Source organism: Alterileibacterium massiliense (assembly GCF_900104645.1).
Taxonomy (GTDB): Bacteria; Bacillota; Clostridia; order Peptostreptococcales; family Anaerovoracaceae; genus Alterileibacterium; species Alterileibacterium massiliense.
Map to the genome: position 1 here is coordinate 349,911 of NZ_FNWE01000001.1, position 26,053 is coordinate 375,963.

Sequence of the window (26,053 nt, forward strand, 5' to 3'; positions counted from 1 at the left end):
ATGCTGGATAAATATGGGAATGATAATAGCGAATATAGCAAAAATATTATCGAAGAAATAAAAAAAACCTCTCCTAAGGTAGCTGGTTTTATAGAAAAAGAGTATTCAAGGCAGAAGAATAATGTAGAACTCATTGCATCAGAAAACTACTGCTCAGAAGCTGTTATGGCTGCTTGCGGGAGCTGTCTGTCTTGGAAATATGCTGAGGGTTATCCGGGCATGCCAATTGATAGACACTCAGGTAATAGAGGAAGATACTACGGCGGAATGAAGTATGTAGATGAACTTGAAGAATATTGTTGTGATCTCTGGAGAGAGGTTTTCAATACAGATTACCATGTAAATGTTCAGCCTCACAGCGGTTCACAGGCGAATTTTGCTGCATATAGAGCAGTCTTAAAGCCGGGCGATAAGGTCTTAGCTATGAGCCTTGACGATGGAGGTCATCTGACCCATGGTTCATCTGTTAATTTCAGTGGCACCCTTTATGATATTCACTTCTATGGAGTAGATGAAAAAGGATATATTGACATTGAAGATTTGAAGAAAAAGGCTGATGAAATTAAGCCTAAGCTTATTTTGGCTGGTGCAAGTGCATATTCAAGGACGATTGATTTCAAACTATTCTCAGAGGTGGCAAAAAGCGTAGGTGCTTATTTTATGGTAGACATGGCACATATTGCAGGACTAGTTGCAGCAGGTGAACATATATCGCCTTTCGGATATGCTGACCTTATTACAACAACCACACATAAGACGCTTAGAGGACCAAGAGGTGGAATGATTTTTTCAACCAAGGAACTTGCAAAAAAGGTAGATAGTGCGGTTTTCCCTTATTCACAGGGTGGTCCTCTCGAACACATCATTGCAGGTAAGGCAGTTTGTGCAGAAGAAGCTTTGACAGATGAATATAAGACATACATAAAGCAGGTTGTTAAGAATAGCAAGGCATTTTGCGACGAATTTAAAAAGATGGGGTATTCAGTTGTTACAGGAGGAACAGATAATCACCTTTTCTTGCTTGATTTATCTAGCCATGAATTTACTGGAAAAGATTTGCAGGACAGGTGTGATGAAGATGGCATTACCTTGAATAAAAACTGCGTACCTAACGAAAAGCGTTCTCCGGTTCAAACGAGTGGTGTTAGGATAGGTACTGCACCTATGACGACGAGGGGTTTTATGGAAGATGATTTCATTGAAGTTGCACATAGAATTGATGAAATAGTTAAAAAATTAGATACTGAAAAATCTTCGCAAAAATAAATTGTACAATTGAATGTTAGAATATCTTGTTATATAATCATGATTAATATAAATTTAAATTCGAAGTTATAAGGAGGTCTCACCTATGGTTAAATTGTTCATTGGTCATAAGGGAAGTGGAAAGACAAAGAAAATGTTAGAGCTTGCTAATGAGGAAGCAAATAATAGCAAGGGAAGCATAATATTTATTTATAAGGATACTAAGGTAATATATCAATTAAGTTATAAGATTAGAACAATTTGCATGGAGGATTTTATCCACATAACAAATGAGGACGAATATATAGGTTTCTTGTTCGGCATACTGAGTTCAGATAATGACATCGAGACAATTTATATTGACGGTATCATGAGGCATACTGACTTTGAAATATCCAATGTACCTAGCTTTATAAACAAGCTAAAAGACATTTCAAGAGATTATGGAATTAACTTCGTTGCAAGCATAAGTGCAGAGCTTGAGGAACTTACAGGAGTTAATTTCGACGGAATAGAGCTACTAAATTAATAAGCACTGGTTAAGGAAGAAACAATTAAAATTAAGGACGGTTACATTGTCAAATTGATTATCTAAAATTAATTAACAATGTAACCATTTTATTTTTTTGGATTGTAAAGCAAGGCGGAAATTAAGAATATCAAAGATACTAAAGCCGAATATGCGTAGAGATATATAATTGGCTTTTCTGTTCCAAGGAGAGGGAAAGAGGTGAAAAACATGATAAAACCACCTAGCACAAGAAGTGAAGGCGTTTTACCTAAAAAACCAAGAAAACCGAAGATGGCTCTCAGAATAGGAAATATAATTATAAAAATAGATATTAGTTTTGCAACGGTATCGTGAGGAGCAAGGAGTAAAGATGCGGTCTCTGAATTTCCTAAGGTATAAAAACTCATGACTAGTAAGGCAATTGCAAGTAAAATTTCAAGTATGCCAGTTATTTTTAATAGTAATCTGCTCATGTCTAATTCTCCTTTATTCGTATATTATAATATTTATTTTTATTTGTTACAATCGTTAAAATATAGTATTATCTAAATATGATGAAAATAATAAATTCGATACAAAATGGAATAAGGCTTGGAATAGAGCAGGCTAAAGAGGTGAAAGAAGCTGATATAGAGCTTTCATCTATTCATCAATATGATTATACGGCAGAAGACAGAGGGCGATTGTACAGAGCTGATAATTTAAGCTTGATGAAAAAGCTGATTAACGATGGATTTTCGGGCAAGATAAAAACAATTTATATTGACCCTCCATTTTTTTCTAAGACTAAGTACAATGCCGGATTAAATATCGAATATAAATCTGAGAAAAGGTTAATAAAGTATAAGGCATATGAAGATGGAATAGATGACAGCCTAGAATCTTATATATCTTTTATGGCTGCAAGACTAATTCTTATGAGAGAGCTTCTTTCGGACGATGGAACAATTTGGGTTCATATTGACTGGCATTCTTCGCATTATATAAGACTGCTCTTAGATGAAATATTTGGAGATAAAAGGTTTATAAATGAGATTATCTGGAAATATAAGTCTGGAGGTTCAAGTAAAAAAAGATTTTCAAGAAAGCACGATTCAATATTTATATATAGCAAAACAGACAGATACAAATTATCAATTCCTAAGGAAAAATCATATAATCGCAACCTTAAGCCATATAAGTTCAAAGGCGTAAAAGAATATGAGGACGACTACGGTTGGTATACTCTTGTCAATATGAAAGATGTATGGTCTATAGATATGGTTGGCAGGACATCTAAAGAAAGAAATGGTTATGCTACGCAAAAACCACTTGAGCTACTTGAGAGGATAATTGAAGTCTCTTCAGATGAGGGCGACTTATGTGCAGACTTTTTCTGTGGCTCAGGTTCTTTTCTTGAGGCATCAGACAAGCTAAATAGAAAATGGATTGGCTGTGATAATGAGAAGCTCGCCTTATCAATATCTAAAAAACGAATGGGAGACAACCTATCTAATTTTAGATTTTATAAAAAAACAGGTGAAGGCGGTGAGGTAGGGAAGCTCGAGTTTTCACACAAAGGAATTAATATTTCTGAAAATGATAAAAAATTAATGGTATGTAAGTTAACTAAATTTATTCCAAATATCAATATGGAAAATGTATCGCCTAAAGATAAGGACTTGATTGAAACCATTATTAGATATGAACCATTTAGTTTGGTTAAATATATTATGGTGGATAATGATTATAGTGGTGATTTTAGACCTGAGATAGTAATAGGGAAAGCAGATGAGGACATAAAATTCTTCTCAAAGGGAAATATTAAATTTATTTTGGTAGATATATTTGGAAATGAATATGAATATGAAATAAATTAAGAAAGCTCATATTTTTTTAGCACATATTCGAAAAAAAGCATGGAGAGAAAATTAATCTCTCTATATTTTTTTTGAGAATCACTTGCAAGTATCAAATAATTGCTTTCAAATCCGTCAAGTTCTTCAAAAGAAAGCCTGTCATAGATTTCAGGGAGATAGTCCAGTTTATTTAGATCATAATAGAGAAAACCATTATATTCTTCAAGAGGCTGAATTATTTCAAGATTTTTTGAACTCGCATCAATATTTATGCTAATGTCCTGCGAAGATTCTGAAAAATAAACAAAGCTTTTATCGATTAGCAGATTATCAGAAAAAAGTATAAGCTTGTTTCTTGATATTCTAGGCGTAATAGAGGTTGATAGGGGTTTTGATATAAAACCATACCTATTGATTGCACCATGTAAATCAATATAGATATTAGATTTTAATAATCTTGACAGTTGGATTAGGTCATTGAGATTGTGATTTAAGATTAGATTTAAGCAAATATCGTCATTCTCATTAATAAAATCCATATAGAGATTTGGAATATCTTTTCCATATATGGAATCTTTTCTTAAATTAGATATGCCTATATATTTCTCAAGCTCATTTTGAGTTAGTGAGCCTGTCATCTTTTCTATATCAGAAAAGTATTTTATGAACTTATGTAAATCATAACTGTAAAAATTCAGCTCATCATCTATACCATTTATCTCAAGCCTTTTTTTAAGAAAGGGTATATCAAAACTCTCACCATTATATGTTATGAGATAATCGATAGATTTCTCTTTTAGAATTTTAAGACAGGAGAGAAGCATATCCCTTTCATCATCTTTTGAGTCAGAAAAAAACTGAATTATTTCAGCATAATCTGAATGAGGAATGAGAATTCCTATCAATATTATTTTTGATTTATTTCCTGACAAGCCCGTAGTTTCAATATCGAGCACGCATGGGTTCATATTGTAAAAATATGTTTCAAAAATTCGGGTCTTAGGTATTTTTATATTTTCTCTTTTTACAAATGTTCTCATTTTTACAATATGTCTATACATTAAAGAGGAAGTTTACAACATCGCCGTCCTGCATAATATAATTTTTCCCCTCTGACCTTATAAAGCCTTTTTCACGAGCCTTTGATAGCAATCCGTCACATTCCATTAGCTTGTCATAGGAAATAGTTTCAGCTCTGATAAAACCTTTTTCAAAATCAGTGTGGATCTTGCCTGCAGCTTGAGGTGCCTTGGTTCCTTTCTTTATAGTCCATGCTCTAACTTCAGGTTCTCCTGCTGTTAAAAATGATATTAGATTTAATAAATCATAAGAAGCCTTTATTAGCTTATCAAGTCCCGATTCATCTATGCCAAGTTCTTCAAGGTATGACTTTCTTTCCTCATCATCAAGCTCAGATAGTTCTGATTCAATGTCAGCACATATTTTTACGCATTTTGCATTTTCAGTTTTTGCAAAATTCTTGACTACCTTGACATACTCATTATCTTCATCAGAAATATCATCTTCGGAAATATTTGCAACATAGATAATGGGCTTGGCAGTTAAGAAATTATAAGGCTTAATATCACTTAGCTCCTCATCTGATAAATCAAGCATTCTTATGGATTTTCCTTCTTCAAGCGTTTCTTTTATCCTTGATAGCGTTTCAAGGGTGGAATTTAAAGATTTATCTGCCTTTGCACTCTTTTGCATTTTGGAGATAGCTTTATAGGTAGCTTCAAGGTCTGCTAGGATGAGCTCGGTATTTATAACCTCTATATCATCTAAAGGATCTATTTTACCGCTAACATGAACGATATTATCGCTGGTAAAGCATCTTACAACATGGACGATAGCATCGGTTTCCCTTATATGGCCTAGGAACTGGTTGCCAAGGCCTTCTCCCTTAGAAGCTCCTTTGACAAGACCTGCAATATCTGCAAATTCGATAGTTGTATAAATAGTTTTTTTAGAATGATAGATCTCATGCAACTTATCAATTCTTGAATCAGGCACCGTTACCACACCAATATTAGGTTCAATAGTACAAAATGGGTAATTAGCAGCCTCTGCACCCGCCTTTGTTATCGCATTAAATAGGGTCGATTTTCCAACATTAGGCAATCCTACAATTCCTAGTTTCATTTTAGATTATCTCCTCGTTATAATATTTAAATATTTGTTTTACTTCTATTATATTTATTTTTATTATATTTATTCCTGCTATTTTTGTTTTTATAAAATTAATAATAATATTATTATTTAGTTTTTGTGCCTACTATTCCTATCGATTCTTCTACTCCTACCAGTTTCCCTTTTGGACTTTGAGCGGTACTTAAGCTTAACTTTGTTTACTCTAAGATTATAAAAATATAGGATAATAGAAATAATAAATATCGTGATGCTTATAAGCTGAGCCTGTTTGAAGCCACCAAGCATAAGGCTGTCGGTTCTCATACCTTCAACAAAGAATCTTTCAATCGAGTAGAGTATTCCATATAAGAGAAGTATCTGCCCATCAAATTTTATATTTTTTGCAATATATATGAGTAAGAAAAAAAGAAATAAGCACCAGATTGATTCATATAAAAATGTAGGATGCACACTTTTACCATCAACTACTATTGCCCAAGGCAGGTTGGTCTCGCTTCCATATGCCTCTCCATTAAAGAAATTTCCCCATCTTCCTATAGCCTGAGCTAAGGCTACCTCTGGAATGAGCAAATCTGCCATCTTCAGGAAATTAATTTGCTTGATGGCACAGACTATCAGAGCTGTTATTACTCCAAAGATAAGACCACCATGAATAGCCAGACCTCCGCCTCTTATATTTATTATCCTTGCAAGATTGCCGGAATAGTAATCCCAGTTAAAAATGACATAATAAAGCCTAGCACCTATAATTCCAATCGGAACTGACCATATTATTATGTCTAAAACTGCGTCAGTTTTAATATTATTCTTTTTTGCACGAAATGACGCAATTAATAGGGATAAAAGCAAGGCAGATGAAATAAGGATACCATACCATCTTATTTCAAGACCAAATATTGTAAAAGCGATAGGATCAATTCCACTCATAAGTATTTCTCATTAATTCCTCTCATTGAAAAATAGTATAGCATATTTAGTAAATGACAAAAAGATAAAATGTATGCTTTAGTCATTGACAAGATTTATAAGTTTTGGTATCATAACTTTTGCGATGTTAGCAAATATTGTTGTGGCGGCGTAGCTTAGCTGGCTAGAGCGTCCGGTTCATACCCGGAAGGTCGATGGTTCGAGTCCATCCGCCGCTACCATTTTGGACGCATAGCTCAGCTGGGAGAGCACCTGCCTTACAAGCAGGGGGTCATAGGTTCGAGCCCTATTGCGTCCACCAAGATGGCCGGGTAGTTCAGTTGGTTAGAATGCCAGCCTGTCACGCTGGAGGTCGACGGTTCGAGCCCGTTCCCGGTCGCCAACTTCTTTTATCTAGGATTAAAAGCATATATAACATATAGAATTAAAAGATTTAGATAATTATAGACTCTGCCATTTAAATGACAGTGCTTATAATCTAGTATTATGGTGGGTATCGTCAAGTGGTTAAGACCCAGGGTTGTGGCTCCTGTATGCGTGGGTTCGAATCCCACTACCCACCCCAAGATAATTAAATATTGATAATGGGGTATAGCCAAGCGGTAAGGCACCGGATTCTGATTCCGTCATGCGCAGGTTCGAATCCTGCTACCCTAGCCAGTGGCGACATAGCCAAGTGGTAAGGCAGAGGTCTGCAAAACCTTTATCCCCGGTTCAAATCCGGGTGTCGCCTCCAAGTTATAAATGCTGAATTCTTTTTAGCCTGAAGGATTCAGCTTTTTATTACATTTATTATAATTCTTGCTTTTGGAGATTATGTATGCAAAAAGAAGATAGTATTAAAGAAGAAGAATTAACTGATATATCTGAATTAGAAGAAGATTTTAAAGATAATTCCAATCATAATTCTGACGGATTTCACAAGGGAGATACGATGGTGCTGATTGGTGATTATACAGATGATTCAGACTATGCCTTTTATATGAATTTTGATGAAGATGAACTAAGCTCATCTGATTCAGGGATTAATTCTTTTAGTGCAGAAAAAAAATTAGATGAGCAGGATAGTAAAGATCAAAATAATCAGGATATTGATGACGACTTATATAAGATAGAAAATCAAGATGTGAAAGATGAGCTAGAAAAAGAAAATATAGCTGAAAAAGACGATATATATGCACAAGACGAAGATGATGAAATATCTGAACAATCAAACTTTAGCTATGAAGATTATCAAGATTTACAATTAGAATATGACAAAATTCAAATTGAAACAAAGGTTAAAGATTTAGAGGATAATGACAATGAAAATATAAATGATATTTCGGGTGAGAACTCAGAAAAGAAGGAAAAAAACAATCGTAAAATTAATAAAAAACTCATCTTTGCACTTATAGCTATATTTCTTCTGCTCATCGGAGCTGGTGTTTATAGACTGAATAAAGTAAAGGTTTTTCCTAAGGGAACAGTCTTAAATGGTATTGAGGTAGACGGACTTAATCCAAAAGAGGCTTCTCTTAAGATAGATAGGGAATTAAATATAATAACTATTGTAAAAGACGGTACAAATCTAGGAAAGGCAGACACCTTATATAATTTTGAATCAAAGAAAGCCATGAAAAGAGCTCTGATAAAGTCTGCAATCAGCCCTTATTATATATATAAGAGCTTTAGAGGAGATAGCATTAATGTTCCGCTAAAAGTTATAGATGGAATTGACCAGACTGTTCCTAATCTATTAAATATCGACCAAGCCAATAGTGAGGTAGATCAGACAAAAGACGCATATATAGATTTAGAAAAGGCCAAGATCGTTCCTGAGCACCAAGGCGTAAATGTAGATTATTTAAAGGTATCAAAGCAAATAGCAAAGAATCATAAAGAAAATCCAAGTGAGCTTATATATGAGTTCAAAAGCTCTGACTATTATGCTAAACCTAAAATCAAGTCGGGCGATTTGAATGATGAGCTAAAATTTGCAAAAAAATATATTGTAAATGGAATGGATGTCGAAACACCGACCGGTGTAGATATTCATATTGGTCCAAATGATCTTTCTAAGATAATCAAATATTCAAAGGATGGACCTAAATATAGCAGAGAAGGAGCAGATGAAGTCGCAAAAATTGTAATTGAAAAATATAGTGGTAAGAGAGATGAGATAAGCATCAACACAACAAAGGGTGAGAGATCCGTAATCAATTATGATTTCGTTGCAGAAATAGATGAAAAAGGAACAGCAAAATCAATTTATAATTCTGCTAAGAAAAGGACTAAGGCAAAGATTGAAACATCTTCTGAAAACAAGCTGAATCTAGCAAATAGGGTGGAAATTGATCTTTCTAATCAGACTATCACCTTGGTTAGAGAGGATAAGAGCATAGGTATCTGGCCTATTGTAACTGGGGGACCGGGATATAGAACGCCACCTGGGCTATTTGCACTTGCGTACAAGACTTCACCAGCTACGCTAAAAGGCAAAAATGCAGACGGCTCAGATTATGAATCTCATGTAACATTTTGGATGCCTTTTAATGGCGGAATTGGAATACATGATGCAGATGGATGGAGGTCAGCATATGGTGGAAGCATCTATGTTTATGGTGGCTCGCATGGATGCGTAAATGTTCCATATTCAGCGGCAGAAACAATTTTTTACAATGTAAGTGCGGGAATGCCTGTAATTGTCCACTATTAATTGCACTCATGATTGCACTCAAAATTTCATATTCAATATAAAAATTAATATTGCTTTAGATCTTTATTTATACTGACAAATATCTTTTTATTCTCCTCATCGATTTTATCAAGAATTGTAAGAGGTAGATAAAAAGGTATTTTTTTCTTTATTGGATCACGCTGTGCGGTTGCAACTCCTACTGCCGTTACCTCAATGTTAAATTCCTGAAGTATTTCCGTAACGCCTTTTAGACTGCCACCACCCCTCATAAAATCGTCTATTATTATTGCTTTTTTATCAGGATTTACAGAACGCTTCGATATTGACATACGCTGAATACGCTCGTAAGAGCCTGAAAAATAATTGATGCTAACAGTCGCATCTTCAGCATATTTTGCCTCTCTTCTAATGACGATAAGAGGAAGATTCATGACATAGGCAAATGAAGATGCGAGAGGTATGCCCTTAGTTTCAACAGTTACCACATAATCTGCCTCAACGCTTGAGAATTCCCTTGAAAAAATCAAAGCCATCTTGTTGATTAAATGAGTATCATAGAGAATGTCATTGGTATATAAAAAACCTCCACCGAGAATTCTATCTGGGTCGCTCAGCCTATTTGCAAGATCTTTTTGGATAATAAAACAATCATCAGTTGATATTCCCGGTATAAATTTTATTCCACCGCCTATACCAGTGGTAGATTTTATATAACCATTTCCATATATTGAAAGGACCTCATTTACGAGCTGTAAATCCTCGCTTAAACTTGGCTTAGATATATCAAATTTATCACAAAAATAATTCATGCTGTAATTAGTGCTAGGATTTGAAACCAGTTCATTTACTATGGCTGCAATTCTAATATTTCTTTTCATACAAAACCTCCACTCACAAGTTAAGAATGATTTTATGTTTATATATATAAAATGTCAAACTCATACTCAAACTTAATGATAGTATTCTTGTAATAAATTATCAAATAGACTATAATTAAACGGCTAATAAACAATCGGAGGATAATCTTGAATAAGAATTTTAATATAGACATTTCAAAGATGAAAAGGATTCACTGCATTGGCATTGGGGGTATTGGACTATCTGCTGTAGCAGAGATTTTGAACAATCAGGGATATGAGGTTAGCGGTTCTGACTTAAAATCCTCGATAATAACAGATCACCTTGAAAGCAAGGGTATAAAGATATTTAAGGAGCATTTAGCAGAAAATGTTCGAGATGTAGATATTGTCATATTCTCTAATGCCGTATCTTCTTCAAATCCTGAAATGGTTGAAGCAAAGAGACTTGGAATACCAAGAATTACAAGAGCCGAGATGCTTGGCATAATAATGAAAAATTATGAACATAGCATAGCAATTTGCGGTACTCATGGAAAGACTACAACTACATCAATGATTTCTCTTATAATAAGGGGAGCGAAATTAAATCCTACAATTCTTGTTGGTGCAGAGCTTGCTGATATTCATGGAAATGTAGAAATAGGTGGGAATGAATATTTTGTAACAGAAGCCTGTGAATATATGGATAGCTTCCTTAGCTTATATCCTAATATTGGCGTTATTCTCAATATAGATTCCGATCACTTAGATTATTTTAAAGATGTTGAACACATAGTTAAGTCATTCAAAAAATTTGCTTCTCAGATTCCTGATGATGGAGTTATTATAGCATTTAGCGAAAATCCTTTTATGGAAGATGTTATTAAAGAAGCGAAGAATGTTATTACATATGGATTTAATGATGATAATGATTATAGTGCAAAAAATGTGAATTTCACCGACAAAGGGTTTGCAAAATTCGATGTGTATTACAAGGGGAAAAAAGAATGTCATATCGATTTAAGCGTTCCTGGCGAACACAATGTTTTAAATTCGCTTGCAGCTTTTGCAACCTGTAGATATATAGGAATAGAGTCTTGTGTAATATCAAAAATTCTTAGCGATTTTAAAGGAGCTGATAGACGCTTTGATTATGTAGGTAAGACCAAATGCGGTGCGTATATAATAGATGATTATGCACATCATCCAACGGAAATAAAGGCTACGATTTCAGCTACAGCAAATGTAAAGCATAATAATAGCCTTTGCGTTTTTCAGCCACATACATATACAAGGACTAAAGCCTTGTTTAATGAATTTATTGATGCCTTTAACGGGCTTGATACACTTATAATTACAGATATATATGCTGCCAGAGAAAAGGATATTTATGGCATATCGTCAGAACAATTGGTGTCAAAGATCAAAGAAAAATATCCTGAATTTAATATTTTATATATAAAACAATTTGAAGAAATAAGAGATTATATTTTGGACAACATCAGCGAAGGTGACATTGTAATTACAATGGGTGCAGGTGATGTATATAAGATCGGCGAAATTTTAATTGATAAGTAATAAATAATATATAATAAACTGTAGTGAGGCATAAGAGACATAAGATGAAGATCGAAGAATATAGAGAAATGGATAAAAATAGACTTAATAGCAATAAGGATAGACTGGAATCTGGAGTTATGATGAAAGATATATATTCTGTATATATAGACGATTCAGTGATTATTGAAGCGGGTGCAATTATTGATAATAATGTTACAATCAAGGGTAATAGTGTAATAAAATCCGGAGCACATATCTATCAATCATCATATATTGAGGATTCAGTTATAGGAAATAATACTGAGATAAAGACTGCTTATATATATGAGAGTTCAATAGGTGATAATACTACTGTTGGACCATTTGCATATATTAGGCCTGGTTGCAAAATTGGAAATGAATGTAAGGTTGGCGACTTTGTTGAAGTTAAAAATTCTAATTTTGGAAATGGAAGCAAGGCTTCACATCTGACATATATTGGAGATGCTGATGTTGGAGAGAGGGTTAACCTAGGATGTGGAGTGGTATTTGTTAACTATGATGGTAGCAAAAAACAGAGATCTACAATTGATGACGATGCCTTTATAGGCTGTAATACAAATATCATAGCTCCGGTAGAAATAGGTGAGGGCTCATATATTGCGGCAGGAGCTACAGTTACAGAAGATGTTCCTAGCGATGCACTATGTATAGCTAGAGTAAAACAGACTATCAAAGAAAACTGGGTAAAGAAAAGAAAGATTTTAAAAAAAGACATAAAGAAATAATAATATGAAATAATTTAAAAAGGCATAAATAATTTAACAGGCTTCTTAAAATGGGAGGAAAGGGCAATGAAAAAAGGTACTTATTCTGGCATGAAGATTTTTACTTGTAATTCACATCCTAAATTAGCTAAGGAAATTACAGACCTTATGGGCGTTCCGCTTGGCAAATCAACTGTGAGCAAGTTTAGCGATGGTGAGATACAGGTTAGCATATGGGAATCTGTGAGAGGAGAGGATATATATATAATTCAATCGACGGGAACTCCGGTAAACGATAATCTTATGGAATTACTCATTATGGTTGATGCAATGAAGAGAGCGTCAGCTGGAAGAATAAATGCCGTAATACCATATTATGGATATGCAAGGCAGGATAGAAAAGCAAAGGCGAGAGATCCTATCACATCAAAGCTCGTTGCAGATTTGCTCGTTGCAGCAGGTGTTGACAGGGTAATAACAATGGATCTTCATGCAAATCAGATTCAAGGATATTTCAATATTCCTGTTGACCACCTTGTAGGTATGCCTATACTAGCTGATTATTTTATGAAAAAAAATATGAAAGATATTGTCGTTGTATCTCCAGATCATGGAAGTGCAGGAAGAGCTCGTAATTTTGCAGAAAAATTAGATTGCCCAATTGCCATTGTAGATAAGAGAAGACCTGAACCTAATAAAAGTGAGATTATGAATATAATCGGTGATATAGATGGAAGAAACTGTATTTTGATTGACGATATGATAGATACTGCAGGAACAATATGCAATGCTGCTGAAGCACTTTTGAAACTCGGCGGTAAGAGTGTATATACCTGTGCAACGCACGCAGTTTTATCAGGACCTGCCATTGATAGAATAAATAGTAGCTGTATAGAGGAAATGGTATTGCTTAATACCTTACCAATACCTGAGGAAAAGAGAATAGATAAGATGACAGTTCTATCGGTTGCACCTCTTTTCTCGGAGGTTATTTCAAGAGTTCATAACAATGGATCGGTAAGTTCATTATTCTAATCTTATATATGTATTATCTTTGGCAACGAATTAGAGGTTCGTTGCTGATTTTTTGAAAGGGAAATTGATGTATATCATTGTAGGACTGGGAAATCCAGGCAAGAAATATGAAAAGACGAGACATAATGTCGGATTTAATGTTATAGATGAAATTTCAAAAAGGAATGGGATAGAAGTAAAAAAGGAAAAATTCAATGCTCTTATTGGTGAGGGCTTTATAGGCGAAGAAAAGCTAATACTCGTTAAACCAATGACATATATGAATCTGAGCGGACAGGCAGTTTCTTTAATATATAATTTTTATAAAATAGAACCGGAAAATTTAATAATAGTCTATGATGATATAGATATACCGCTTGGAAATATAAGGATAAGAAAACAGGGGGGAGCAGGTACTCATAATGGAATGAAATCAATATGTAGCTCTCTCGGATTTAAAAATTTTCCAAGAATTAGAGTAGGCATTGGAAATGATGGTGAAGATTTAATCGATTATGTCATAGGCAAGGTGCCTAAAAAAGAGCAGGAGGTATTAAGAGAAAGTGCATTAAAGGCAGGAATAGCGGCAGAAGATATTCTTAAATTTGGAATTGATAGAGCGATGAATATGGATAACAGCAAAAGGAATGAAGACTAATATCACAGGGCTTAGCGGAAATGGTTTTGTATATTCTGCTAAGGAATCGTGCAAAAAACATAAAGGAAGTATTATCGTTGTACCCGATACGAAGTCAGCGGAGAGGTTCAAAGAGGATCTCTCCTATTTCACGAGCAAGGATATTCTCGTAATAAGTGAGGAGCTTGGTAGAGGATTTATATATGAAAGAGAAGATAGGGAAGGTCTTTATGAAAAAATTAAAGGAGCATCAAGACTTTTAAATGACGAAGATATAATTCTTATCATTCCAATCATAGAGGCATTAAAAAAATATCCAAATCCTAGCGATTTTAAATACATGACAGAGGAGATTAAGGTAGGAGAAGAATATTCTCCAGAAAAATTAAGGAGAAAATTACAAAAAATAGGTTATCTTAACACGCCTGTTACAGAATCTTTTGGGGAATATAGCATCAGAGGAGATATTCTCGATATATTCATATCAGGATATGAATACCCAGTTAGAATAGAATTTTTTGGAGATGATATAGATTCGATAAGATGTTATGACCCTGAAAATCAAAGGTCAATATCAAGCCTAGATTCAGTTATGATAACACCTGCCCTGATTTTTAATCCGGATGAAGACGAAATAACGAGGGGAATAGATAATATATCAAATAGCAAGCTTCCTTCCCGAGATAAAGAAAAATTAATAGAAATCATAGAAACTAGGTCAAATGAAAGGATTTACGAAGAATATATTGATTATTTTGATATAAGTACTTCATATATTTTTGATTATCTTAATGAAGATGGAGTTCTAATTTTATGTGATCCATCCAAGCTAAGAGATAGAATAGAAGAGATATATGAGGGTGAGCATAATTCAGATTTAAGCTTATTTCTCAATCTAAGGGCTGATTTAGAAGTATATTCGTCATTCGATGATGGGGATAAGACTCTCGGTAAATTTGATAATATAATTAAATCTTCCATAAAGAGAATGACATCATTTAATGGAATGTTAAATCTCTTGGTTAAAGAAATAAAAAAGTATCAAAAGAAGTACTTTGATATACATATTGTAGCACCTAGAAGGCAACTTGAAGGTATAAAAAAATATATTCAAGATAATGAAATTTATGGAAATATAATCTATGATGATTCATATCTTTCATCTGGATTAATTGATGAAGAAAGAAAAATCTGTTATATAACGCTTAATGATATTTTTCCTAATTTTTCATATAAAAGCAGGGCTAAAAAAAGAAGCAAAAAAAATAATAATTTTGTTTTCACCAATCTTCGCAAAGGAGATTATGTAGTCCATGAAATGCACGGCATTGGAATGTTTGAGCAGATAAAAACCCTAGAAACGGAAGGAGTTGAAAGGGATTATCTGGAAATTCATTACGCAGGGGAAGCTATATTATATATACCTGTTGATAATGCGGACCTTGTTCAAAGATATATAGGAGCGTCTGATTCAAAGCCTAAACTATCAAAAATTTCAGGAAAAGACTGGATTAACACACGAAAAAAAGCTAGGAAGGCGATTGAAACAATTGCTCAAGACCTGATAAAGCTCTATGCAGAAAGGGAAGCAAGACAAGGATATGCTTTTCCCGAAGATAGTGAATGGCAAAAAGATTTTGAAGCAGATTTTCCGTATGAGGAAACCGAAGATCAGCTTAAGGCAATTGATGAGATAAAGGAAGATATGCAAAGAACTGCTCCCATGGATAGATTGCTATGCGGAGATGTAGGATATGGAAAAACAGAGGTTGCAGCGAGGGCTATTTTTAAATGTGTATCAGATGGGAAACAGGCAGTATTGCTTGCACCTACTACGCTTTTGGTAAATCAGCACTATGAAAATCTTAAGGAGAGATTCGGTAAATTTCCATTTCAGATTGAGATGCTTTCAAGGTTTAAAAGCGAAACTGAGCAGAAAGAAATAATTAAAAAATTAAAGGCAGGTACGATTGATTTTGTAGTAGGCACACATAGACTTTTATCAAATGATATTGAATTTAAAGATTTAGGTTTACTTGTAATAGACGAGGAGCAGAGATTCGGAGTTAAGTCTAAAGAAAAAATTAAAGGTATGAAAAAGAATGTGGACATACTAACTCTATCTGCTACACCGATACCAAGAACCCTCAATATGTCGCTTACAGGCATAAAAAATATAAGTACAATAGAAGAACCACCGCAAGATAGATACCCTGTTCAGACCTATGTTTCAGAGGAAAATGACGAGATTATAAAAAGAGCTCTGGAAAGAGAAATTTCAAGCGGGGGTCAGGCGTTCATAATATATAATAGGGTAAATGGGATATATAGGATATTAGAGAAGATAGAGAAGCTTGTTCCGAGTGCAAGAATTGCAGTTGGCCACGGAAGAATGGACGAAAAACGACTGGAAGATGTTATGAAATCATTTATTGAAGGAAGATATGACATACTTCTTGCGACTACAATAATAGAGAATGGAATAGATATTCCAAATGCGAACACCATAATAATATTAAATGCAGAAAACCTAGGAATGGCACAACTATATCAATTAAGAGGACGAGTAGGAAGGTCAAATAAGTTAGCATATGCCTACCTGATGCACAAGCCGGATAAGATTCTCACTGATGAGGCGAGAAAAAGACTTACTGCAATTAAGGAATTTACCGAACTTGGCTCTGGATTTAAACTTGCGATGAGAGATCTTGAGATTAGAGGCGGAGGCAATATGCTAGGTGAAGCTCAAAGCGGTCATGTGGCAGGTATTGGATATGAGTTATATTGCAAAGAAATCGATAGAGCTGTAAAGAAATTAAAAGGTGATAAGGCTGAAGATATAAGGAGTGAGGTTGACATAGATTTAAAAGTTCCTTATAGGATACCAACGAAATATATAAAGGACGAAAGTTTAAGACTTGAAGCATATAAAAAGATTGCCGAAATTGATTCAACGGATGATTCTATGAATATTATAGACGAGCTAATAGACCGCTTTGGCGAGATACCTGTTATGACGATAAATCTTATAAATATTTCTGAGATAAAAAGTCACGCAAGAAAGCTTGGAATCAAAAAAATAAGATCTCATATGATAAATTCTAAGATAAACAAGGTTGAACTAGAGATATTAAATAGTAAGGCAATAGATCCCTATTCACTTATACTTGCTAAAGAAAAATACAAGGAAAGGCTTATAATAAAAAGTGGCAAAAAGACCATTTTGATTTTAAAAATGGAAGAGGAAAGGAAAACTCAAGACACATTAAATTTAATAAGGATGCTTAAACGAGTTGATATTTGAATCCTCATTATATATAATCACATAGCTGAAAAATGATGAGTAGTAATATATATAAATATGTAAATAAAAAATATATTAATATAATAAAAAATATAAAGATAAAAGGTTATTTCATATAAAAGATTATTTTATGGTAAAAGAAAATATTAAAAAAGAAAATAATATTGAAAGATATGGTAAGACGATGGTAAAAGGAGTTGCTATAATGTCAATCGCTGGCATAATAAGCAAATTCCTAGGAGCAATGTTTAGAATACCGCTTGCAAACTGGATAGGTGCAAAAGGAATGTCATATTATAGTGCTGCCTACTCCATATATTCATTTTTCTTATTTATATCTATGGCAGGCTTGCCGGTCGCAATATCAAGGATGATTTCCGAGAGAAATGCTATAGGAGATGAAAAAAATGTAAATAGGGTTTTCAAGGTTTCACTTGCATTAATGATTTCGCTTGGTACCATTTCTGCATTTATACTTATTATTTCTGCCAAAAGCATTTCTATCAAAATAGCTAACCAAGGAGCATATCTGTCGATGATTGCTTTGACGCCCGTGCTCCTTTTTGCTCCGATTGATGCTTCTCTAAGAGGATATTTCCAAGGAAAACAAGATATGTTCCCAACTGCTTTATCGGAGGTAGTTGAACAGTTCTTTAGGGTTACCGTTGGACTTTTCCTCGCATATTTTTTTCTAAATAAATCTTTGGTTAAAGCTTCTGCAGGAGCAACATTTGGTGCCTCAGCAGGTTCTTTTTCTGCGATGCTTTTAATGACATTTATTTACTTTAGATATAAAAAAAATGAGAATAACAAAATAGATATATTAAAAAGGGACATAATTAATATTGAAAAATGTGAAAAAACGAAAGAAAAGGAATCTATAAAATCCATACTAAAGGAGCTTATCTATATATCTGTTCCTATTACCATAGGCTCTTCAATATTACCAATTGTATTTATGATAGATGCTGTCATGATAATGCCTAGACTTCATGCGACAGGTTGGTTAAATGGGGAGGCAAAGGTTTTATATGGACTTCTCGGAGGATATTGCTATCCTATAACAGAATTTCCACAGGTGTTTACAATAGCAGTTGCGGTGAGCATGGTGCCCGCAGTCGCTGAGTCTATAAAGAAGAAGGACAAAACAGGCCTTGAGTCAAATGTAAAGCTTGGAATAAAATCTCTTATGTTAATCAGCTTCCCATGTATGGTTGGACTCTTATTTTTAGCTAGGCCAATATTAAACCTCCTCTATCCTGCTAGGCCTGAGGAGATAAGCATGGCTGTTCCTGTACTAGAGATACTAGCCTTTGGAATGATTTCATTCTCACTATTAAGAGCATTTTCAAGCATTTTACAGGGTGCGGGGAAACAGACAATTCCTGTAAGAAATCTTGCTATAGGTGCTCTGACAAAGGTTATTATTACCTTTATTCTTGTCGGAATACCTGCGATAAATGTAAAAGGTGCTGCGATTGGAAATGTCATAGCCTTCACCACATCCGCAATTTTGAACTATCTATCCGTTAAGAGATATGTAAAGGTAAAATTAGATTTTAATGAAATTATACTAAAACCGCTTTTAATATCTCTTGTAATGGGTGTAATAACACTTGCAATATATAAGCTTCTTGGAGTAATTATAAGAATAGATCAGATTTGCACTATAATATCAATCTTATCTGCCGTGCTTATATATTTTGTTTTAGTATTTATAAGCGGATATATTACAAAAGAGGATACCGATTTTATGCCTTATGGAGATAAAATATATTTACTAGCAAAAAAAATGCGTATAGCTAGATAATAAAGACAAATCAAACAGTTGACAGTATAGCAAGGTATTTGTATAATACTAATATAGCAAATATTTTTGAGTAGGAGGAATGAGATGAATAAGGCAGAATTAGTAGGTAAGATTGCTGATAAGACAGGATTCAGGAAAAAAGATGCTGAGGTAGCATTGGATGCAGTATTGCAGTCAATAGAGGAGTCACTCGTAAGTGGCGACACTGTAAGACTTATTGGATTTGGAACTTTTGAAACAAGAGAGCGTAAGGCACGCAAGGGAAGAAATCCTCAGAAGCCTAATACAGTTATAGATATTCCTGCTTCTAAGGCACCTGTATTTAAGGCAGGAAAGTCACTCAAAGATGCGGTGAACAAGTAGTTCAATTTATAATCAGCGGGAGGTAATAACCTCCCGTTTTTTAATACAGTTGAAAGCTAATCTATTTATAAACTAATATAAATAAAGGATTTATAATAAATTTGGTAATTAAAAAAATTTTATATTAAAATACTATGTTTAATTAATAAACCTTTAGATATAAGCTCTTAAATAATAGATTAAAATATATCCGAATACGAAGGAATTCTTAAATTGGACTTTTTTATAATATAGTAATAAAAAAATAGAAATAAAGACTTTTATTAAAATAAAATATAAATTAAAAGGGAAAATATATTAAATGCGTATAGACAAATTTCTTAAAAACTCAAGAATAATAAAAAGAAGGACTGTGGCAAAAGAAGCCTGTGATAATGGAAGAATTACAGTTAATGGAAAACCGGCTAAGGCAGGACTTGATATTACGAAGGGAGATAAAATAAAAATTACCTTTGGTTCAAGTGTTATGGAAGTTGTTGTAAGTGAAATTATTGAATCGCCAAGAAAAGAAGATGCAGAAAAAATGTATGAAATTATAGGATAATTGTATCGAAAATACTCGAAAATAATTTATCATATTAAATAATTAAATCAGTAGAATAAAGAATACAAAATAACTCTAGGTAAATAGATTTAATTTGGAGGGCGATATGATAAGAAAAGGTGATAATAATTCTATAATAATAGTAAGCGGAAACACATTTGCTAGAATAAAATTTTCTGACATCGAGATGATAGAACAAATAGGTCGCAAGATTAAGGTATGCACCGAAAATGATGAGTATGTTTTCTATGATAGAATTAATGACATGGCATCGGCTTTGCTAGGCTCGACATTTTACAGGGCTATGAAAAGCCTGATTGTGAATTTTGATAAGATGGTTAATATAAAAGATGGAGTATTGATTTTTGAATCAGGAAGAAAATTTGCAATAGGAAGAAATAATTATTTAATTCTGAAAAGAAGTTTTAAAAACTACCTTATGAAATATCCACCATTTAGCGATTGCGATACATTTGGAAAGAATAAATTATCATTCGTATCAGAAGAAGATAGGACTAATAATATTGGTGAGCTAGGGAATAATAGGAATATGGGTAATATAAAGGATAAAAACTAATAAATGAAGAACAAATAAAAGTAAAATAAAGAATAAAAATAAAATAAGCGAAAGCAACAAAAAATATAATACTCAAATTAAATGTCAAAAAAAGAATAAAATATCTAAAAAAAGAGATTGACAAGTAAAAGAAAAGGGGCTATACTGTATAAGCTGTCACTAAGGCAGGGGGTACAAGGTAGCCCCTAAAAAAGTGGCAGAGAACCTTGAAAACAACATAGTATAGAACCTAGTCAATAAAAAGAAGATAAAATCTTCGAAATGAATTGATGAAGTACAAAGAACAAACAGGTTCACGTACAATTCGAGAGTAATTCGAGAGAACGCAAGTCAAAAGTCGTTCTGAGAGGATAGATTTGAACTGACGAAGAAGGTCAGAGCAAATACAATTAATTAAGAGTTTGATCCTGGCTCAGGATGAACGCTGGCGGCGTGCCTAATACATGCAAGTCGAGCGAGAAGTCACATTACTAATTCTTCGGAAGAAGTAAAGTGATGGAAAGCGGCGGACGGGTGAGTAACGCGTAGGCAACCTGCCTCTCACAGGGGGATAGCCATCGGAAACGGTGATTAATACCCCATAAAGTCAAAATAACACATGTTAAGCTGACCAAAGATTTATCGGTGAGAGATGGGCCTGCGTCTGATTAACTAGTTGGTGAGGTAACGGCTCACCAAGGTGACGATCAGTAGCCGACCTGAGAGGGTGAACGGCCACATTGGAACTGAGACACGGTCCAAACTTCTACGGAAGGCAGCAGTAGGGAATCTTGCACAATGGGCGAAAGCCTGATGCAGCAACGCCGCGTGAAGGAAGAAGGCCTTAGGGTCGTAAACTTCTGTTCTTGGGGAAGAAAAAAATGACGGTACCCAAGGAGGAAGCCCCGGCTAACTACGTGCCAGCAGCCGCGGTAATACGTAGGGGGCAAGCGTTATCCGGAATTATTGGGCGTAAAGCGTGCGTAGGTGGTAATTTAAGCGCAAGGTTTAAACTAACGGCTCAACCGTTAATTGCCATGCGAACTGGGTTACTTGAGTGCTGGAGGGGAAAGCGGAATTCCTAGTGTAGCGGTGAAATGCGTAGATATTAGGAGGAACACCGGCGGCGAAGGCGGCTTTCTGGACAGCAACTGACACTGAGGCACGAAAGTGTGGGTAGCAAACAGGATTAGATACCCTGGTAGTCCACACCGTAAACGATGAGCACTAGGTGTCGGGGTCGATAGACTTCGGTGCCGCAGTTAACGCACTAAGTGCTCCGCCTGGGGAGTACGGTCGCAAGACTAAAACTCAAAGGAATTGACGGGGACCCGCACAAGCAGCGGAGCATGTGGTTTAATTCGAAGCAACGCGAAGAACCTTACCAGGACTTGACATCCCTCTGACAGGAACTTAATCGTTTTTTTCTACGGACAGAGGAGACAGGTGGTGCATGGTTGTCGTCAGCTCGTGTCGTGAGATGTTGGGTTAAGTCCCGCAACGAGCGCAACCCTTGTTGTCAGTTACTAACATTAAGTTGAGGACTCTGACGAGACTGCCGAGGTTAACTCGGAGGAAGGTGGGGATGACGTCAAATCATCATGCCCCTTATGTTCTGGGCTACACACGTGCTACAATGGTCGGTACAGAGAGAAGCAAAGCAGCGATGCGGAGCAAAACATAAAAACCGATCTCAGTTCGGACTGCAGGCTGAAACTCGCCTGCACGAAGATGGAGTTGCTAGTAATCGCAGATCAGAATGCTGCGGTGAATGCGTTCCCGGGTCTTGTACACACCGCCCGTCACACCATGGAAGTTGGGGGTGCCCGAAGTTGGACAAAAACAGTTTACCTAAGGCAAATCCGATGACTGGGGTGAAGTCGTAACAAGGTAGCCGTAGGAGAACCTGCGGCTGGATCACCTCCTTTCTAAGGAGACTAAGGTCTCTATACTATGTTAGTTTTATTTGGGGAATTAGCTCAGCTGGGAGAGCACCTGCCTTGCACGCAGGGGGTCAAGGGTTCGAGCCCCTTATTCTCCACCATGTTATTTTTTTATAAAATAACGGTTAGCACCTTGAAAATTGAATAACACAGAAGTGTAGAAAAGACAAATAGACAACGAAATCGAGAGAAGCCTGATTTCCTTGAGAAATCAGAGTAAGGGTAAATTTCGAAGAAGAATTTGTTGAGAGAAAACCAGAAAGAGATTCACACGAGAAACAATAGTGAAGAAAGACCTGATTAACGCAAATCAGGCAAGGTCAAGTAAAGAAGAGCATCAGGTGGATGCCTTGGCACTGGGAGCCGAAGAAGGACGTGATAAGCTGCGAAAAGCTATGGTGAGGAGCACATATCCATTAACCCATAGATATCCGAATGGGGGAACCCACCAGTGGTAATGCACTGGTACCGTATGGTGAACACATAGTCATACGGAGGGAACGGGGTGAACTGAAACATCTAAGTAGCCCTAGGAAGAGAAAGAAAAATCGATTTTCAAAGTAGCGGCGAGCGAAATGGAAAGAGGCCAAACCTAACTGCTTGCAGTTAGGGGTAGTGGACCACCAGAAAGTTGAAGACTTAGTGAGCTGAATAGTACTGGAAAGTACAAACGAAGAGGGTAAAATTCCCGTAAGCGAAGCGAAGTCAAGACAGGTGGCACCGGAGTAGGACCGGACACGAGGAACCCGGTTTGAAGCAGGAGGGACCACCCTCCAAGCCTAAATACTACCCAGTGACCGATAGAGGAAAGTACCGTGAGGGAAAGGTGAAAAGAACCCCGGGAGGGGAGTGAAATAGAATCTGAAACCTAATGCTTACAAGCGTAGGGAGCGAAAGTGACCTAGTACTTTTTGTAGAACGGGCCAACGAGTTATGGTATGTAGCGAGGTTAAGTTACTGGAGTAACGGAGCCGAAGAGAAATCGAGTCTTAAAAGGGCGAAAGTTATATGCTGTAGACCCGAAACCGGGTGACCTATCCATGAGCAGGTTGAAGTAACCGTAAAAGGTTATGGAGGACCGAACTTATATCTGTTGAAAAAGGTTAGGATGACTTGTGGATAGCGGTGAAATTCCAATCGAACTCGGATATAGCTGGTTCTCCTCGAAATAGCTTTAGGGCTAGCCTCAAGATACGATACACGGGGGTAGAGCACTGATTGTTCGCGGGGCCTTCACCGGCTACCAACAACTCTCAAACTCCGAATACCGTGATATTAAACTTGGGAGTCAGACTATGAGAGATAAGTTCCATGGTCGAAAGGGAAACAGCCCAGATCAACAGCTAAGGTCCCAAAGAGTAAGTTAAGTGGAAAAGGATGTGAGATTGCACAGACAGCTAGGATGTTGGCTTAGAAGCAGCCATACATTTAAAGAGTGCGTAATAGCTCACTAGTCGAGTGATGTTGCGCCGAAGATAAACGGGGCTAAAACTTACCACCGAAGCTTTGGAATTAGAAATAATTGGTAGAGGAGCATTCTATACGGGTAGAAGTTGAGCTGAAAGGCGAGGTGGACTGTATAGAAGAGAGAATGTTGGCATGAGTAGCGTAAGGCGGGTGAGAATCCCGTCCGCCGAAAATCTAAGGTTTCCTGAGGAAGGTTCGTCCACTCAGGGTTAGTCGGGGCCTAAGCCGAGAGCGAAAGCTGTAGGCGATGGACAACAGGTAGAAATTCCTGTACCACCGAGGATTGCATGAATGAAGTGGGGACACAGAAGGATAGGTTGAGCACGCCGTTGGTCGAGCGTGTCTAAGCAGAGAGGCTAATATGTAGGCAAATCCGCATATTGAAAGGCTGGTCTGTTATGGGGAGTCGATAGAGACGAAGCAACTGATTTCACGCTGTCAAGAAAAGCCGCTAATTAGATCCAAGGTGCCCGTACCGCAAACCGACACAGGTAGATGAGGAGAGAATCCTAAGGTGAGCGAGCGAACTATTGTTAAGGAACTCGGCAAAATAACCTCGTAACTTCGGGAGAAGGGGTGCCTGCTTTTGCAGGCCGCAGTGAATAGGTCCAGGCAACTGTTTACCAAAAACACAGGTCTCTGCTAAAGCGAAAGCTGAAGTATAGGGGCTGACGCCTGCCCGGTGCTGGAAGGTTAAGGGGAAGTGTTAGCGTAAGCGAAGCAGTGAACTTAAGCCCCAGTAAACGGCGGCCGTAACTATAACGGTCCTAAGGTAGCGAAATTCCTTGTCGGGTAAGTTCCGACCCGCACGAAAGGCGTAATGATCTGGACACTGTCTCAACAATAGGCTCGGTGAAATTGAAATATCGGTAAAGATGCCGATTACCCGCAGCAGGACGGAAAGACCCCGTGGAGCTTTACTGTAGCTTGATATTGAGTTTCGGCATTGCACGTACAGGATAGGTGGGAGACTGAGAGATATGTACGCCAGTATATAAGGAGTCACCGTTGGGATACCACCCTTGTAATGTTGGAATTCTAACCTGGTACCGTTAACCGGTATGGGGACAGTGTCTGGTGGGCAGTTTGACTGGGGCGGTCGCCTCCTAAAGAGTAACGGAGGCGCCCAAAGGTTCCCTCAACGCGGACGGAAATCGCGTGAAGAGTGCAAAGGCAAAAGGGAGCTTGACTGCGAGACATACAGGTCGAGCAGGGACGAAAGTCGGGCTTAGTGATCCGGTGGTTCCGAGTGGAAGGGCCATCGCTCAACGGATAAAAGCTACCCCGGGGATAACAGGCTTATACCATCCAAGAGTTCACATCGACGATGGTGTTTGGCACCTCGATGTCGGCTCGTCTCATCCTGGGGCTGGAGTAGGTCCCAAGGGTTGGGCTGTTCGCCCATTAAAGAGGTACGCGAGCTGGGTTCAGAACGTCGTGAGACAGTTCGGTCCCTATCCGCTGTGGGCGTTGGAAATTTGAGAGGAGCTATCCTTAGTACGAGAGGACCGGGATGGACATACCTCTGGTGCACCAGTTGTTCTGCCAAGGGCATAGCTGGGTAGCTAAGTATGGACGGGATAAGCGCTGAAAGCATCTAAGTGCGAAGCCCCCCTCAAGATAAGATTTCCTCCGTAAGGTAAGACCCGTGGGAGACTACCACGTAGATAGGTCGGAGGTGTAAGTGCAGTAATGTATTTAGCTGACCGATACTAATAGGTCGACAACTTGACCAAATGGTTTAGGAGAACACTTTAGTGTTATTCAATTTTGAGGGTACAAACCTCAATATCCGGTGACAATAGCGAGGAGGATACACCTGTTCCCATCCCGAACACAGAAGTTAAGCTCCTTTGCGCTGAGGATACTTGGTGGGCAGCCGCCCGGGAAAGTAGGTCGTCGCCGGTTTTTTTAT

The 26,053-nt window shown here is 36.6% G+C and carries 18 protein-coding genes, 7 tRNA genes and 3 rRNA genes; 23 read left to right on the forward strand and 5 right to left on the reverse strand.

Annotation, left to right across the window (positions count from 1 at the left end):
- Complete coding sequence (locus BQ5371_RS01730) at positions 1-1,266, forward strand: serine hydroxymethyltransferase (protein WP_071132222.1); 1,266 nt, start codon at positions 1-3, stop codon at positions 1,264-1,266.
- 85 nt (positions 1,267-1,351) lie between these two features.
- Positions 1,352-1,774 (forward strand): hypothetical protein, encoded by a 423-nt coding sequence (locus BQ5371_RS01735; protein WP_071132223.1) that lies wholly within the window; start codon positions 1,352-1,354, stop codon positions 1,772-1,774.
- An 89-nt stretch (positions 1,775-1,863) separates the two neighbouring features.
- Here the strand turns inward: BQ5371_RS01735 and BQ5371_RS01740 are convergent, their stop codons facing one another.
- On the reverse strand, positions 1,864-2,229 hold the full coding sequence (locus BQ5371_RS01740; protein WP_071132224.1) for a hypothetical protein: 366 nt from the start codon (positions 2,227-2,229) through the stop codon (positions 1,864-1,866).
- A 78-nt stretch (positions 2,230-2,307) separates the two neighbouring features.
- On the opposite strand from BQ5371_RS01740, the gene BQ5371_RS01745 reads away from it, so the two are divergent.
- Positions 2,308-3,615 (forward strand): DNA-methyltransferase, encoded by a 1,308-nt coding sequence (locus BQ5371_RS01745; protein WP_071132225.1) that lies wholly within the window; start codon positions 2,308-2,310, stop codon positions 3,613-3,615.
- Here BQ5371_RS01745 and BQ5371_RS01750 read toward each other — a convergent pair.
- From BQ5371_RS01750 to lgt, 3 genes are all read right to left on the reverse strand, one after another.
- A complete protein-coding gene (locus BQ5371_RS01750) occupies positions 3,612-4,655 on the reverse strand; it encodes a ribonuclease H-like domain-containing protein (protein WP_071132226.1) in 1,044 nt (347 codons plus the stop codon). The two genes, BQ5371_RS01745 and BQ5371_RS01750, sit on opposite strands and share 4 nt — an antisense overlap.
- Positions 4,648-5,739: a redox-regulated ATPase YchF gene (ychF, locus tag BQ5371_RS01755; RefSeq protein ID WP_071132227.1), complete on the reverse strand. Its 1,092-nt coding sequence runs from the start codon at positions 5,737-5,739 to the stop codon at positions 4,648-4,650. Before ychF ends, BQ5371_RS01750 begins: the two co-directional genes overlap by 8 nt.
- Before the next feature lie 117 nt (positions 5,740-5,856).
- Positions 5,857-6,675: a prolipoprotein diacylglyceryl transferase gene (gene lgt, locus BQ5371_RS01760; protein WP_071132228.1), complete on the reverse strand. Its 819-nt coding sequence runs from the start codon at positions 6,673-6,675 to the stop codon at positions 5,857-5,859.
- A 144-nt stretch (positions 6,676-6,819) separates the two neighbouring features.
- On the opposite strand from lgt, the gene BQ5371_RS01765 reads away from it, so the two are divergent.
- The 7 genes from BQ5371_RS01765 (at position 6,820) to BQ5371_RS01795 (ending at position 9,373) form a co-directional block, all read left to right on the forward strand.
- Positions 6,820-6,896: transfer RNA gene (locus tag BQ5371_RS01765), tRNA-Met, on the forward strand.
- Between the two features lie 4 nt (positions 6,897-6,900).
- Positions 6,901-6,976 (forward strand) — tRNA-Val (locus BQ5371_RS01770).
- A gap of 4 nt (positions 6,977-6,980) precedes the next feature.
- Positions 6,981-7,057 (forward strand) — tRNA-Asp (locus BQ5371_RS01775).
- Between the two features lie 107 nt (positions 7,058-7,164).
- Positions 7,165-7,240, forward strand: a tRNA-His gene (locus tag BQ5371_RS01780).
- A gap of 20 nt (positions 7,241-7,260) precedes the next feature.
- A tRNA-Gln gene (locus BQ5371_RS01785) sits at positions 7,261-7,335 on the forward strand.
- A gap of 2 nt (positions 7,336-7,337) precedes the next feature.
- Positions 7,338-7,411, forward strand: a tRNA-Cys gene (locus tag BQ5371_RS01790).
- Between the two features lie 84 nt (positions 7,412-7,495).
- Entirely contained in the window at positions 7,496-9,373 is a 1,878-nt protein-coding gene (locus BQ5371_RS01795; RefSeq protein ID WP_071132229.1) for a L,D-transpeptidase family protein, read from the forward strand.
- Between the two features lie 44 nt (positions 9,374-9,417).
- Here BQ5371_RS01795 and purR read toward each other — a convergent pair whose 3' ends face one another.
- The gene (gene purR / locus BQ5371_RS01800) at positions 9,418-10,233 is read right to left on the reverse strand and encodes a pur operon repressor (RefSeq protein ID WP_071132230.1); all 816 of its coding nucleotides are present in this window, start codon (positions 10,231-10,233) and stop codon (positions 9,418-9,420) included.
- A gap of 147 nt (positions 10,234-10,380) precedes the next feature.
- Between purR and murC the strand changes: the two genes are divergently transcribed.
- The 13 genes from murC to rrf all read left to right on the forward strand — a co-directional run bounded on the left by murC (position 10,381) and on the right by rrf (position 26,046).
- Entirely contained in the window at positions 10,381-11,772 is a 1,392-nt protein-coding gene (gene murC, locus BQ5371_RS01805; protein ID WP_235821162.1) for a UDP-N-acetylmuramate--L-alanine ligase, read from the forward strand.
- A gap of 44 nt (positions 11,773-11,816) precedes the next feature.
- A complete protein-coding gene (locus tag BQ5371_RS01810; protein WP_071132231.1) occupies positions 11,817-12,521 on the forward strand; it encodes a DapH/DapD/GlmU-related protein in 705 nt (234 codons plus the stop codon).
- A gap of 66 nt (positions 12,522-12,587) precedes the next feature.
- Positions 12,588-13,535, forward strand: a complete 948-nt coding sequence (locus tag BQ5371_RS01815) for a ribose-phosphate diphosphokinase (RefSeq protein WP_071132232.1) — start codon at positions 12,588-12,590, stop codon at positions 13,533-13,535.
- Between the two features lie 67 nt (positions 13,536-13,602).
- Positions 13,603-14,172: an aminoacyl-tRNA hydrolase gene (gene pth, locus BQ5371_RS01820; protein WP_071132233.1), complete on the forward strand. Its 570-nt coding sequence runs from the start codon at positions 13,603-13,605 to the stop codon at positions 14,170-14,172.
- The gene (mfd, locus tag BQ5371_RS01825) at positions 14,162-17,455 is read left to right on the forward strand and encodes a transcription-repair coupling factor (protein WP_071132234.1); all 3,294 of its coding nucleotides are present in this window, start codon (positions 14,162-14,164) and stop codon (positions 17,453-17,455) included. Before pth ends, mfd begins: the two co-directional genes overlap by 11 nt.
- 130 nt (positions 17,456-17,585) lie before the next feature.
- Positions 17,586-19,265, forward strand: a complete 1,680-nt coding sequence (locus BQ5371_RS01830) for a putative polysaccharide biosynthesis protein (protein ID WP_071132235.1) — start codon at positions 17,586-17,588, stop codon at positions 19,263-19,265.
- Between the two features lie 84 nt (positions 19,266-19,349).
- Positions 19,350-19,628: an HU family DNA-binding protein gene (locus BQ5371_RS01835; RefSeq protein ID WP_071132236.1), complete on the forward strand. Its 279-nt coding sequence runs from the start codon at positions 19,350-19,352 to the stop codon at positions 19,626-19,628.
- Between the two features lie 301 nt (positions 19,629-19,929).
- Positions 19,930-20,172 (forward strand): RNA-binding S4 domain-containing protein, encoded by a 243-nt coding sequence (locus tag BQ5371_RS01840; RefSeq protein ID WP_071132237.1) that lies wholly within the window; start codon positions 19,930-19,932, stop codon positions 20,170-20,172.
- A 106-nt stretch (positions 20,173-20,278) separates the two neighbouring features.
- Positions 20,279-20,749: a LytTR family DNA-binding domain-containing protein gene (locus tag BQ5371_RS01845; RefSeq protein ID WP_071132238.1), complete on the forward strand. Its 471-nt coding sequence runs from the start codon at positions 20,279-20,281 to the stop codon at positions 20,747-20,749.
- Positions 20,750-21,138: 389 nt separating this feature from the next.
- Positions 21,139-22,656: ribosomal RNA gene (locus BQ5371_RS01850) — 16S ribosomal RNA — on the forward strand.
- A 40-nt stretch (positions 22,657-22,696) separates the two neighbouring features.
- Positions 22,697-22,772, forward strand: a tRNA-Ala gene (locus BQ5371_RS01855).
- A gap of 217 nt (positions 22,773-22,989) precedes the next feature.
- Positions 22,990-25,874: ribosomal RNA gene (locus BQ5371_RS01860) — 23S ribosomal RNA — on the forward strand.
- A gap of 55 nt (positions 25,875-25,929) precedes the next feature.
- Positions 25,930-26,046: ribosomal RNA gene (gene rrf / locus BQ5371_RS01865) — 5S ribosomal RNA — on the forward strand.
- The 16S, 23S and 5S rRNA genes sit together here with 1 tRNA gene alongside, the layout of an rRNA operon.
- Positions 26,047-26,053 lie beyond the last annotated feature (7 nt).

What these genes read in the sequence shown, in the direction of transcription:
- BQ5371_RS01745 (WP_071132225.1), top strand. Translation starts at nt 2,308, where the DNA reads ATGATGAAAATAATAAATTCGATACAAAATGGAATAAGGCTTGGAATA.
- pth (WP_071132233.1), top strand. Translation starts at nt 13,603, where the DNA reads ATGTATATCATTGTAGGACTGGGAAATCCAGGCAAGAAATATGAAAAG.
- BQ5371_RS01840 (WP_071132237.1), top strand. Translation starts at nt 19,930, where the DNA reads ATGCGTATAGACAAATTTCTTAAAAACTCAAGAATAATAAAAAGAAGG.
- lgt (WP_071132228.1), bottom strand. Translation starts at nt 6,675, where the DNA reads ATGAGTGGAATTGATCCTATCGCTTTTACAATATTTGGTCTTGAAATA.
- BQ5371_RS01815 (WP_071132232.1), top strand. Translation starts at nt 12,588, where the DNA reads ATGAAAAAAGGTACTTATTCTGGCATGAAGATTTTTACTTGTAATTCA.
- ychF (WP_071132227.1), bottom strand. Translation starts at nt 5,739, where the DNA reads ATGAAACTAGGAATTGTAGGATTGCCTAATGTTGGAAAATCGACCCTA.
- mfd (WP_071132234.1), top strand. Translation starts at nt 14,162, where the DNA reads ATGAAGACTAATATCACAGGGCTTAGCGGAAATGGTTTTGTATATTCT.
- BQ5371_RS01750 (WP_071132226.1), bottom strand. Translation starts at nt 4,655, where the DNA reads ATGTATAGACATATTGTAAAAATGAGAACATTTGTAAAAAGAGAAAAT.
- BQ5371_RS01740 (WP_071132224.1), bottom strand. Translation starts at nt 2,229, where the DNA reads ATGAGCAGATTACTATTAAAAATAACTGGCATACTTGAAATTTTACTT.
- BQ5371_RS01835 (WP_071132236.1), top strand. Translation starts at nt 19,350, where the DNA reads ATGAATAAGGCAGAATTAGTAGGTAAGATTGCTGATAAGACAGGATTC.
- BQ5371_RS01830 (WP_071132235.1), top strand. Translation starts at nt 17,586, where the DNA reads ATGGTAAAAGAAAATATTAAAAAAGAAAATAATATTGAAAGATATGGT.
- BQ5371_RS01735 (WP_071132223.1), top strand. Translation starts at nt 1,352, where the DNA reads ATGGTTAAATTGTTCATTGGTCATAAGGGAAGTGGAAAGACAAAGAAA.
- BQ5371_RS01810 (WP_071132231.1), top strand. Translation starts at nt 11,817, where the DNA reads ATGAAGATCGAAGAATATAGAGAAATGGATAAAAATAGACTTAATAGC.
- BQ5371_RS01845 (WP_071132238.1), top strand. Translation starts at nt 20,279, where the DNA reads ATGATAAGAAAAGGTGATAATAATTCTATAATAATAGTAAGCGGAAAC.
- BQ5371_RS01795 (WP_071132229.1), top strand. Translation starts at nt 7,496, where the DNA reads ATGCAAAAAGAAGATAGTATTAAAGAAGAAGAATTAACTGATATATCT.
- BQ5371_RS01730 (WP_071132222.1), top strand. Translation starts at nt 1, where the DNA reads ATGCTGGATAAATATGGGAATGATAATAGCGAATATAGCAAAAATATT.
- purR (WP_071132230.1), bottom strand. Translation starts at nt 10,233, where the DNA reads ATGAAAAGAAATATTAGAATTGCAGCCATAGTAAATGAACTGGTTTCA.